Origin of the sequence: Niabella hirudinis, assembly GCF_051201075.1 — a bacterium.
GTDB lineage: Bacteria > Bacteroidota > Bacteroidia > Chitinophagales > Chitinophagaceae > Niabella > Niabella hirudinis.
On sequence record NZ_JBPEHJ010000004.1, the window covers coordinates 180,650 to 192,923 of the forward strand.

Here is a 12,274-nt window from a genome sequence, read left to right on the forward strand (position 1 = left end):
TCAGAAATCAGAAATCAGAAATCAGAAATCAGAAATCAGAAATCAGAAATCAGAAATCAGAAATTCTCACATTCTCAAATTTTCAAATTCCCCGCCGGGATTTTATGTAAGTTTGACAAAATTTTTGATTGAGGTCTTATTTCTTCCTGTTCTTCCTGTTTGTATCGGCCATTCATTTCCCGTGCTATTCGGAGGGGTATTACTTTAAGCATTTCCAGACCGAAAACGGATTGTCCAATAACACCGTTTCCTCCGTAATACAGGACAGGAAAGGGTTTATCTGGATAGGCACCAAAGACGGACTAAACCGGTTTGACGGTTATAATTTTAAAGTTTTCAAACTAAAACCGGACAGCTACCTGCAACTGGGCAACAATTCCATCTGGAAAGTACACGAAGGCAGGAACCAGGTACTGTGGGTAGGCACGGAAAGGGGCATGTACCTGTTTGATCCCACAACCGAGCGGTTCTCATTCCTAAAGACGACCCCGGCAAAACAGGTGCGGGATATTGCTGAGGATAGTGAGGGGAACATCTGGATGATCATCGGGTTTCAACTGTATCAATGGAACAGCCGTACCCTCCGGGTGACCCGTTTTACCCAGCAGGGACTTCAGTCATGCTCTGCCCTTACTATATCGGCCAACAACCAGCTATGGATCGGGAATATGAACGGAGACCTTGCCAACTATGACCAGGAAAAGGGGCTGTTCCGGTTCTATTCCGTCTTCTCCCATTCAAAGCATGCCGTTTCTCACTGGATCGAGCGGATCTATGACACAGGGAAAGGTTATTTCCTGATCGGTACCTCCAACCAGGGAATAAAAAAGTTCAATATTAACGAACGCAGTTATGAAGACCTGCTGACCTACAATAATGACAAAACAGAGATCTTTGCAAGAGATTTTGTCAAAACGAAAGCCAACGAGTTCTGGATCGCTACAGAAAGCGGAATTTACATTTACAACGACGAAAATGGTCAGTTCACCAATATCAAAAAAAACTACCAGAACCCCTATGCTATCAGCGACAACGCCATCTACTCCCTTTGCAGGGACCGGGAGGGCGGAATATGGATCGGAAGCTATTTTGGAGGACTGAACTATTATTCCAATGAAAACCCTCCATTTGAAAAATACTTTTCAGGCAAGGACGATCATTCCATACAAGGTAACGCCATCCGGGAGATCGTTGCCGACAATGCCGGCCACCTCTGGATCGGGACAGAAGATGCCGGTTTAAACCGATTGGATCTGCAAACAGGTCTGTTTAAAAACTTCCGTCCGGACGGGACTCCTTCCGGCATTGCCAATACTAATATCCACGGGCTTCTTTGCAACGGTGATTCTTTATGGATCGGAACATTTGAACACGGGCTGGATATTATGGACCTCCGCAGCGAAAAGGTGATCCGGCATTTTAATGCAGGGCCGGGCCCATACGACCTGAAAAGTAATTTCATTCACAGCATTTACAAAAGTTCCGACCAACGTATATGGCTGGGCACTTCCAACGGGATCTATATCTACAACCCGGAGACCAGCAATTTTAAGGCACTCCCCTTTTTCCCAAAAAACAGCTTTTACGCATGCATTCTTGAAGCCTCGGACGGAACCATTTGGGCAGGCACCTTCCAGGATGGGCTACATTATTACAACCCCCGTAAGCATATTGCCGGAAGGCTGCAGATACTGCAACAGCATAAAGACCGGCTTTCGCAGAACCGGATCACCTTCCTCCATGAGGCCCCAGGAAAAGAGCTCTGGGTCGCAACAGAGGATGGCTTATACAAACTCGATCTGCCTGCCAAAAAGCTCAAGATCTATACAACAGAAACAGGGCTCCCAAGCAATCTTATCTACACCATAACCGAAGACCATTTGCAGCGCCACTGGATCACTACCTCCAAGGGATTGGTGCTGCTGGACCAGCAGGGCAATATCCAGCGCACATTTACCAAAACAAGCGGCCTGCTGGGAGACCAGTTCAATTATTCCTCATTGTACCGCGGCAAAGATGATAATATCTATTATGGCAGCGTAAAGGGCATGATCAGTTTTAACCCGGCGCAGTTAAAGGCAGACAACTATATTCCCCCGCTTTATATCACTAATTTCTCTGTATTCAATACACCGCTACCAATATCGCCGCAAAACGGGCCGCTGAAACAATCTGTACTCATCACACGCCACATTACCCTTCCTTACAATCAATCCACCTTCAATATTGATTTTGCGGCCCTCAATTTTACCGCGCCTGATAATGTGGAGTACGCCTACAAACTGGAGGGGCTCGATCAGGACTGGAACCATATCAAAACAAACAGGAGCGTTTATTTCACCAACCTTCCGCATGGTGAATACGTTTTTAAAGTGCGCTCTACCAACAGCAGCGGCCGGTGGCAGTATAATGAGCAACGGATCCGGGTCACCATAAATCCGCCCGCCTGGAAAACCCCGCTTGCCTATTTTTTATATGTGCTGCTGCTGGCCACTGCCGGTTTTCTTGTGGTGAAAACATACCGGAGGAACCAGGCAGACAAACAGAAACGGAAGATGCAGCTCTATGCCGTACAAAAAGAAAAAGAGCTGATCGATGCCAAGATCGATTTCTTTACAAAAGTGGCACATGAGATCCGGACCCCGCTTACATTAATAAAAGCCCCCCTGGAAAAGATTACAAAACTGGTTGAACAAACACCGCAAACAGATAAATACCTGCGGAGCATGAACAAGAACACCGAGCGGCTGCTGGAACTGACCAACCAGCTCCTCGACTTCCGGAAGATGGAAGAAAAGCAACTGTCCCTGAACTTTACAAAAACAAGTATTCCACAATTACTAACCGATACCTGGAGCAGTTTTCAACCAACCGCCGAGAACAGGAACCTTGATTTCCGGATAACCGTTCCTCCGGTGTCTTTTGATGCATTTGTAGACCGGGATGCCTTTATAAAGATCATTAGCAACCTGCTCAACAATGCATTGAAATACGGGAAGAAAGAGGTTTTTACAGAACTCAGCAAACCGGATCAGGATCATTTTAAAATTATCATCAGCAACGATGGCGATCCCATTCCCCTGGCAGACCGGCAAAAGATCTTTGAGCTGTTCTTCCGTTCGAAGTTAACGGAATCCGTTACAGGAACCGGCATCGGCCTTTACCTTGCCCGGTCGCTTACAGAATTGCACCAGGGAACCATCTGTTTATTAAACGATGAAGAACGTATTCGCTTTGAACTGATCTTCCCGCTGCACCTGGAAATACCCTGATAACCAGGCACCATAGCTTTAAACAAATGTTTGTACAAAGTATAAAGCATTATAAATATGCTTTATAATGCTTTTTTACCTGCACTTTAATTAAATTTACCGCCTATTGCCCATTTGAAATGATTCACACATATGAAATTACGATTTGAATTTGCATCTATCCGTAACCAGCCGGTATCCCGATTTCCCTTTTTGTTTTTCTTCTTTTTCCTGTCTGTACAGGTAACGGGTCAGTCCGGCAACGAACCAGCCATCATACCCCGGCCTGCATCTGTAAAATCACAACCGGGCAATTTCCAGCTAAATACTGCAACGAAGATCTGTATTCCTCAGGGAAGCGCAGCAGGCAGAAAACTGGGTGAGATCCTGTCCCAGGCGATCAAAGACAGAACGGGGCTTGTGATCCCTGTTACCGAAAAAAAAGGTGCAATGGTCAACACCATAAATATAGATCTTGCATCCGAAACAGGTATGCTGGGCAAGGAAGGTTACCAGCTAACCGTTAACAACAAAACAATCGAACTCCGTGCATCCGAAAGTAATGGCGTCTTTTACGGAATACAAACTATTTTACAGCTCATTCCTGCAGATCAGAAAGCAACAGCCTTGCGCCCCGTTCGTATTCCTGCTGTGGAGATCACGGACCATCCCCGCTTTGAATGGAGGGGACTGATGCTGGATTGCGGACGCTATTATTATTCGATGGACTTTTTAAAAAAGCTGATCGATTATATGGCCATGCACAAAATGAACGTATTTCACTGGCACCTTACAGAAGATCATGGCTGGCGCCTCGAAATAAAAAAGTATCCGAAACTAACAGATATCGGAGCCTGGAGAACTGCGACCGAGTTTTCCCAGGGGCGGTTGAACGGAACGCCGACCGGCGGTTACTATACCCAGGAGCAGGCCAGGGAATTGGTGGCCTATGCGGCAGCACGCTATGTAACCATTGTACCGGAAATTGAAATGCCGGGACATGCTTCTGCAGCATTGATCGCTTACCCCGAACTGTCCTGCACCGGTGGTCCTTTTAAAACCCTTACCCGCTGGGGCATTCAAAAAGAGATCTTCTGCGCCGGCAATGAAAAGACCTTCGGATTCCTGGAAGATGTACTTAAAGAAGTAGTAGCTATTTTCCCCGGAGCAGTCGTGCATATCGGGGGCGATGAGGCGCCAAAAGACCGCTGGAAAAGCTGCCCGAAATGCCAGGAACGGATCCGTAAGGAAGGACTGAAGGATGAGCACGAGCTGCAGAGCTATTTTGTGAAACGGATCGAAAAGATACTGATTAACCAAAAAAAGAATTACATCGGATGGGATGAGATCCTCGAAGGTGGCCTGGCTCCCAATGCATGGGTCATGAGCTGGCGGGGAATCAAAGGCGGTGTTGAAGCAGCCCGGCAGCGGCATAATGTTGTAATGACTCCTTATAATTATTATTATCTTGATTATTATCAGGGGAAACCCTCTATTGAGCCCAATGCTATTTTTGATGGCGCCATCAACACACTTGAAAAGGTTTATGATTTTGAACCCTGCCCCGCGGAGTTAACAACAGAAGAAGCCGGTTTTATAAAAGGCGTGCAGGGAAATGTGTGGAGTGAGTTTATCCATACACCGGAAAAGGTTGAATACATGGCTTTTCCCCGCGCCGCGGCCATTGCCGAAACCGGCTGGACGCCAAAGGACCGGAAACAATGGACCGACTTCGCCCGGCGCATGGAAACACAATACCAGCGCTATGACAACCTTAAAATGAATTATGCAAAAAGTGCCTATAATGTTTGGCAGACAACAGCTCTTGACAGCCTTACCAATACGGCAGAAATCAGCTTTAAAACAAACAGCTATCAACCCGAGATCCGGTACAGCATTGATGGCAATGAGCCCACCGGCAGGTCTCGATTATACAAGGGGCCCTTTAAAGTAAAAGCACCGGTGCTGATCAAATCCGCAACCTTCAAAAACGGAAAAATGATGGGCAAGGTATATGAGGAAGCCGTTCTCGCAAAGTAATATAAGGTCTAAAAGCAGTTTATTATTTTTTTATAGAAACATCACGGCCGGGGATATTAAAATCAACGATCTTGAATCATACAGAGAACAGCCACCAGACCGCCCATACATTTACCCTCCTGCTGGTGGATGATAATGAGGAAATTCTTGACTTTCTGAAAGATGACCTGGAGGAAAAATATACCGTGCTGACCGCCACCAATGGGAAAGATGCGTTGAAGCAACTGGAGGCGCATATTGTGCACCTGATCATCAGCGATATTATGATGCCGGGGATGGATGGACTGGAATTTTGCGACTATGTAAAATCACATTTTGAAATGAGCCATATACCGATTGTGCTGCTGACGGCAAAAAACACCCTGCAATCAAAAATAGAAGGACTGGATGCCGGCGCCGATGCTTATATAGAAAAACCATTTTCTCCGGAGCATCTCAATGCACAGGTGGCCAGTTTGCTCAGCAACCGGACAAAACTAAAGGATTATTTTGCGCAATCCCCGCTCACCCATATTAAAACAATGGCGCATACAAAAATGGATGAGCAATTCCTCGAAAAACTGCAGCAGCTTATCGAAACCGACCTGCCCGATACCCGGCTGGACGTAGAGTTCCTGGCACAGCAGCTGAATATGAGCCGCCCCACTTTATACCGAAAAATAAAATCCATTTCTAACCTGTCGCCCAATGAGATGATCAATCTCACCCGTCTAAAAAAAGCGGCGGCACTGATCAGTGAAGGCTGCCACCGGATGAACGAGGTTGCTGAAACAGTAGGCTACAGCTCCCTCACGCAATTTGGCCGTAATTTTCATAAACAGTTTGGTATGACCCCCACCGAGTATGCTAAGAAAATGTAACAGATCAAATGAAGAATGTAAATAAAAAAGGAGATTCGTTTGTGAAAGTGAACTTGCCGGCTCCAACCATACTTGCTTCTGCATTGTATATTGGATATTTCGTATTTTACATTTCTCCGGACCTTATCCCTTAACCGGCATCATTAGTACCGCCGGCCATCATCCGGGCTGCGATAAACCCCGTGCTCCAGGCGTTCTGAAAATTATATCCCCCGGTGATCCCATCCACATCTATTACCTCGCCGGTAAAGAAAAGCCCGGGAACCTTTTTACTCATCATCGTTTGGGCATCGATCTCGGCTAATGCAACACCACCAGCCGTAACAAACTCATCCTTATAGGTCGTTTTACCCTGTACCGGCAGTTCCATCTCCAGCAGGTTTTTGATCAGCTGGTTCTGGTTCTTTGAAGGCAGGTCTGCCCAGCGTTTCTGTTCATCAATCCCCGAATAGGCCAGCAAGAATTGCCAGAGCCGGTTGGGCAGCCCCAGTTCATTTTTTCCTCCGGTTTTTTGCGCTGCTTTTTCTGACCGCCACGCACCGATGCGAGCCCTCAATACCGGCTCCGGAAGCTCCGGCAACCAGTTAATCAACGCCCGGAACTCCCATTGCACACCCGCCAGCTCCCTGGCCGCCCAGGCACTCAGCCTTAACACCACCGGGCCACTGATGCCCCAGTGAGTGATCAGCAAGGCTCCCCGCTGCTGCAGCTTTGTTCCGGCCACAGTAACCTTCGCATCCTCCACACTCACCCCCATTAATTGAATTATGGGATGGCGGGGGCTGTTAAACGTAAACAGGGATGGCACCGGCACTTCTATAGAATGCCCCAGGTCTTTCAACCATTGAAACTGCGTCTCCCTGGGAAAGCCGCCGCAGGCGATACAAACATAATCGCTGTGGAACACCTCTCCTTTTGCTGTATGGATCCTGAAACCCGATGCAACCGGTTCAATAGCGGTCACTGCGCACTGCATCCGGATATCCACGCTGTAACGCCGGGCTTCCTCCAGCAAACAGTCTATAATCGTTTGTGAAGTATCCGTAGCCGGAAACATTCGCCCATCCGCTTCCGTCTTCAGCAATACCCCCCGTTTTTTGAACCACTCAATGGTGTCGGTGGTAAAGAATTGATGAAACAGTTTCTTTACAAAATGTCCGCCCCTGGGGTACCTTTTGACCATTTCCGCAATCTCAAAACAGGCATGCGTTACATTACAACGGCCGCCGCCACTGATTTTTACCTTCGACAGCAGTTTATTGCTCTTTTCAACAATCACCACCTTCAGCTGCGGATCCATGCGCGCTGCGTTCACTGCACAAAAGAAGCCCGAGGCGCCTCCCCCGATGATATAAACCGTTTTTCCCAATTTCCAATTTTTGCCAAAGATAAGATACCGGGATTTTAGTAAAACTGCCGATTTCCATCCGGATGGCTTAACTTTATAGCAACTGATTCTAAATATCTACTACTATGAGTAAAGCCAGGTATATGATCGGGTGTGTTATCGGCCTGTTGATCCACACGCTATCACAAGCACAAAAACTGCCGGCGTTAGGTGATGCCTGGCAGGGAAAAATCTCGGGGGAAACCTTCTTTATGGACGGGAACAATCTTTATCCAAGTGTTCAGCTGGTTGTTGATTCGGTCCGGTATACCGTAGCCATTGATACTAAAAAGGAGAACCTGGTCAAATGCATTCTTACCACCGACAAACGCTTTGCCATTCATGGAGATCCGGTGCTCGGAAAGCCTTTCAGTACATTTAGAAACAGGGATCAGGCAAAATATTCACGGGGCAATGGCTATTTTGTACCGCTTGATGAGGACTGGTATGCCGTGTTTCATTTTAAACCGATATCGGATACCTCCCGGTGTATTGCAGTACTCAAAAAAAGGTTTTAAAACCCCTGCCCCAGCCAGCCATTCGCCCGCATCCAGTTCAAACATCTTTCAAACCACTGGTCGTTATTGGTTTTATTGTTGAGCCCGTACCCGTGGCCACCGGCAGCATAAATATGCATTTCGGCATTTACCCCTGCGGCCAGCAGCGCCTGGTAATAGGCAATGCTATTGGCAACCGGCACTACTTTGTCATCTGAACTGTGCAGCAGAAAGGCAGGCGGTGTTTCCGTTGTTACCTGCTTTTCATTAGAATACTGATCCGCTTTTGCCACCACCGCAGTATCCTTTCCCAGCAAGGCGCGCCTTGAACCTTTATGCGCAAGCGGATCCGTAAAGCTGATAACAGGGTAAACCAATATTGAAAAATCCGGGCGCAGACGGGTACTGCCGGGATTATCAATTATTTTATCATTAAAGTGGGTAGATGCAGTAGCCGCAAGATGCCCACCGGCAGAAAAGCCAATAATGCCTATCCGGGCCGGGTCTATATTCCATTCAGCCGCCCGCTCTCTTACCGTTTTAATGGCCTGCTGGGCATCCTGCAATGGTCCAATGGTTTTATTGATCATTACCCGGTCATCGGGCAAACGGTATTTCAAAACAAAAGCAGCAACACCATTTTTTGCAAACGCTTCTGCCACATCGCTCCCTTCCTGGTTAATCACCAGGTAAGAATAGCCGCCTCCCGGGCAGATCACTACCGCCGCGCCACTGGCTTTTTCTTTTGCAGGCAGGTAGGCCGTTATCGTTGGAGTTGTAACAGCCCTTACCAGAATGCGTCCCGTAGCAGTTGTGTCCCGCCTTTCGGCAATGGTATTCGTTTTAACTGCATTTGGAACTTTGGTGTACAAAAGATATACCTGCTGCGCTGAGCTGTTCAGGAACGCCGACAGCAGCACCGCAGTTATCAATAAATAATGTTTCATATTCAATCGTTGACAATTTTAAAGAAGATTAAAAATATATGTTGTTATGTAGAACATATCAAAAATAATGCATAATTTCGAAAATCCGGAACTTTAGTTTGGCCGGCTATCCAGGACCCGGTTAAAACGTTCGGGGGGCTTAACATGCAGGCCTCCCCTATTTTTTATAGATTTGTGACTGCGGCAGCATCCTGCGGCCGGAGATCCGGATATTTAATTGAACAAACATGTCTTTTTACAAATGGTCCTGCTTTCTGATGGCATACTGCATAGTGACGCTATGCCCGGCCCAGTCCTATTCCTTCAAAATACTGCGATCCGCAGAAGACTACCGGAACACAATCCGTCAAAACGCTGATAACCGCCTGGTAGAATTAAAAAGCCATATACCCGGCCTGGTCTATGATCTGCGATATGCAACCACCCACAATTTCATGCACCGCATGATGTATCCCCGCCACACCGCCATTACCTTTTTGCGAAAGCCTGCCGCTGAAGCATTGGCAACTGTTCAAAAAGAACTGAACCGGGAGGGCCTGGGCCTTAAGATCTTTGATGCCTACCGCCCCTTTTCGGTTTCTGAAAAATTCTGGGAACTGGTAAAGGACGAGCGTTATGTAGCCAACCCTGCAAAAGGGAGCAACCATAACCGCGGAACAGCAGTGGATCTTACCCTGATCGATTTAAAAACAGGGCGGGAACTGCCGATGGGCACGGGGTTTGACAATTTTACGGATAGTGCGCATCACAGCTTTACCGCTTTACCTCCGCAGGTGCTCCGCAACCGGGGACAACTGAAATCCATTATGCAGCGATACGGTTTTAACCCCCTGGATTCTGAATGGTGGCATTATACCTATGCCACGGGGGCTTTTGATGTGCTGGACCTCTCATTTCGTCAGCTCAATAAACAGGGTAAATGATCAGCGATCGTTTTTACCCCGCGCCCTTATCATAGCCCCGGCCGGGTGCTGATATTCTTTTTTGCACAAAGAATCTCCTAAAAAGAAAAACATTGTATTCGAATAAAAATCGCCATGAAAAAATTGATTGCCTTATGCATTGCACATCGGTGGAGGATATGCCCGCAAAGCGAAGGCGATTCTGCCATTTTCAAATACGATGGTTTTGCCGCAGGGGCTGGTGCGGGCGTGGCACTCTTCCTGAAAAACAATATATCCCTCGACCTGGGTACCCATTACACGTATACCCAACTGGAAAACATCCAAAAAAGAGGTTATTACGTCAAGAACAACGGGCTGGGATTTTTAGCGGGGTTTTCCCTTTTCTTCTGATCCGCCGCGGGCTTTGGGACTGGCCTCATTTAAGTGCAGCTCCTCTAAGTTTATACCAGGGATTTTTTTTGCGGTGCCACCAGCTGCAACAGCCAGGCAATACCCCAAACCAGCAGTGCGCCAATCGCATTGAGCCATAAAAAGCCCAGTGATATAACTTTATATTCATTCAGGAAGAACAAGACAATGACAATTATTTCTGCAATTAATGCGGCCCCAAAAACGGCGTTACCCTTAACCTGCTTTGCGTAAAAAGCCACCAGAAATATTCCAAGGATCGTTCCGTAGAAAAGCGATCCAAGTATATTTACCACTTCAATTAAACTGTTTCCCCAGTTAGATACAAACATCGCAACAGCCATACAGAACAGTCCCCATAAAAGTGTATATTTTTTGGAGACCCGGTAATCCTTTTCACCGCTATTCTCTTTTGAAAAAAAGCGTTTATGAAAATCGATCACGGTACTCGATGCCATAGAATTCAGCGCTGCTGCAATACTCCCCCAACTGGCAAGAAAAATAATAGCAATGATAAGCCCTACCAGCCCTACCGGCAGATAATCCACTACAAAGTGAAGAAAGATATAGTTGGTATCATTATCCGCACCGCCATTCTTTTTTACCAGCCCTTTAATCTGCGAACGAACCCCCTCGGTTTCGCGCTGTAAAAGCCGCAATTGCTGAAATGCTGTTTCCTGCTCGCCGGGATAGAGCGCCAGCGCCGAATCTTTTCGTTGCTGGATGGACAAAAGCTCCTGCTTCAGCTGGTGCAGCGAATCCCGGTACACCGACTGCTCCAGCCTTGTTAGCTCCTGCTCATTAAAAAAAGCCGGTGCTTTGTTAAACTGGTAAAAAGTAAATACAAGCACACCGATCAGCAGGATCAGGAACTGCATCGGCACTTTTACCATGCCGTTCATCAGGAGCCCCAAACGGCTTTCTGTAAGGTTCCGGGCAGTGAGGTAGCGACCTACCTGCGACTGATCGGTACCGAAATAAGACAATGCAAGAAAAAATCCGCCAATCACACCGCTGAAAATATTATACCGGTCGCCCCAGTCAAACCCTTTATCTGTAAAGCCGGTGGTAATCACATTCATCTTGCCCAGCTTGCCCCCAACACGTAAAGCATCGGTAAAACCAATCCCCGGTGGCAGATCTTTCACAATAAAATACCCCGCAACAAACATGGCCCCCATGATGATCAGGAACTGGAAGGTTTGCGTATAAGCTACAGCCCGGGCGCCTCCTGTTACGGTATAAATGATCAGCAACCCGCCCATAAACAGGTTGGTCAGGTAAATATTCCAGCCCAGCAGCACAGACAGGATAATGGATGGTGCGTAGATACTGATACCGGTTGACAATCCCCGCTGCAGCAGGAACAGGAAGGACGTAAAGGTCCGGGTTTTCAGGTCAAAGCGTTGCTCAAGGTATTCATACGCGGTAAATACCTTAAGCCTGCTGAATACCGGCACAAAAGAAATACAGATAATAATCGCCGCCAGCGGCAGACCGAAATAGTACTGAACAAAGCGCATCCCATCCGTATAGGCCTGCCCGGGAGCCGCAAGAAAGGTAATGGCACTGGCCTGTGTGCCCATAATGCTTAGCAGGATCAGGTACCAGGGCATGCTCCTGTTGGAAAGAAAATAGCCATCAAGATCACGCGTGGTACGGCTTTTATAAACCCCGTAGAGGATAATACCCGATAGTGTAACAATCAGAACAATCCAATCCAGCGACTTCATGAGTAGATTTTTGTGATCCGGTAAAAACAGGCGATCAGCAGCAACAGCACCACTAACACCAAAACATACCACGCCGTCCAGGACCCCAATAAAGGCACTTTTTCTTCGTTCTGTATATGTTTATTCATGTCCGTCATTTTGATGTTTGATGTCTGCTATTCGATACCCGGCAGACCTGCTAAGATATGCAGAACCCGGCTCCTGTTAATAGTCGATAGTCAATAGTCAATGGTCAATAGTTCATGG

General features: G+C 47.2%; 10 protein-coding genes. 6 read left to right on the forward strand and 4 right to left on the reverse strand.

Annotation, left to right across the window (positions count from 1 at the left end; translation table 11 throughout):
• Positions 1–128: 128 nt before the first annotated feature.
• The 3 genes from GGU45_RS09700 (at position 129) to GGU45_RS09710 (ending at position 6,151) form a co-directional block, all read left to right on the forward strand.
• Positions 129–3,272 carry a ligand-binding sensor domain-containing protein gene (locus GGU45_RS09700; RefSeq protein WP_435224201.1) on the forward strand — a complete coding sequence of 1,048 codons (3,144 nt, stop codon included), beginning with the start codon at positions 129–131 and terminating at the stop codon, positions 3,270–3,272.
• A gap of 132 nt (positions 3,273–3,404) precedes the next feature.
• Complete coding sequence (locus GGU45_RS09705; RefSeq protein WP_435224203.1) at positions 3,405–5,291, forward strand: beta-N-acetylhexosaminidase; 1,887 nt, start codon at positions 3,405–3,407, stop codon at positions 5,289–5,291.
• Between the two features lie 71 nt (positions 5,292–5,362).
• Entirely contained in the window at positions 5,363–6,151 is a 789-nt protein-coding gene (locus GGU45_RS09710; RefSeq protein WP_435224205.1) for a response regulator transcription factor, read from the forward strand.
• A gap of 130 nt (positions 6,152–6,281) precedes the next feature.
• Here the strand turns inward: GGU45_RS09710 and GGU45_RS09715 are convergent, their stop codons facing one another.
• Complete coding sequence (locus tag GGU45_RS09715) at positions 6,282–7,520, reverse strand: BaiN/RdsA family NAD(P)/FAD-dependent oxidoreductase (protein WP_435224206.1); 1,239 nt, start codon at positions 7,518–7,520, stop codon at positions 6,282–6,284.
• A 104-nt stretch (positions 7,521–7,624) separates the two neighbouring features.
• Here GGU45_RS09715 and GGU45_RS09720 point away from each other — a divergent pair, with 104 nt between their 5' ends.
• Entirely contained in the window at positions 7,625–8,056 is a 432-nt protein-coding gene (locus tag GGU45_RS09720; protein WP_435224208.1) for a hypothetical protein, read from the forward strand.
• On the opposite strand, the gene GGU45_RS09725 is transcribed toward GGU45_RS09720, so the two are convergent.
• Complete coding sequence (locus GGU45_RS09725) at positions 8,053–8,982, reverse strand: alpha/beta hydrolase (RefSeq protein WP_435224210.1); 930 nt, start codon at positions 8,980–8,982, stop codon at positions 8,053–8,055. The two genes, GGU45_RS09720 and GGU45_RS09725, sit on opposite strands and share 4 nt — an antisense overlap.
• A 257-nt stretch (positions 8,983–9,239) precedes the next feature.
• Between GGU45_RS09725 and GGU45_RS09730 the strand changes: the two genes are divergently transcribed.
• On the forward strand, positions 9,240–9,905 hold the full coding sequence (locus tag GGU45_RS09730) for a M15 family metallopeptidase (RefSeq protein WP_435224211.1): 666 nt from the start codon (positions 9,240–9,242) through the stop codon (positions 9,903–9,905).
• A 114-nt stretch (positions 9,906–10,019) separates the two neighbouring features.
• A complete protein-coding gene (locus tag GGU45_RS09735) occupies positions 10,020–10,277 on the forward strand; it encodes a hypothetical protein (protein WP_435224213.1) in 258 nt (85 codons plus the stop codon).
• Between the two features lie 50 nt (positions 10,278–10,327).
• Here GGU45_RS09735 and GGU45_RS09740 read toward each other — a convergent pair whose 3' ends face one another.
• Both GGU45_RS09740 and GGU45_RS09745 read right to left on the reverse strand, forming a co-directional pair.
• A complete protein-coding gene (locus GGU45_RS09740) occupies positions 10,328–12,028 on the reverse strand; it encodes a sodium:solute symporter family protein (RefSeq protein WP_435224215.1) in 1,701 nt (566 codons plus the stop codon).
• Positions 12,025–12,156: a hypothetical protein gene (locus GGU45_RS09745; protein ID WP_435224217.1), complete on the reverse strand. Its 132-nt coding sequence runs from the start codon at positions 12,154–12,156 to the stop codon at positions 12,025–12,027. The genes GGU45_RS09740 and GGU45_RS09745 overlap by 4 nt, the downstream gene beginning before the upstream one ends.
• Between the last annotated feature and the right edge of the window lie 118 nt (positions 12,157–12,274).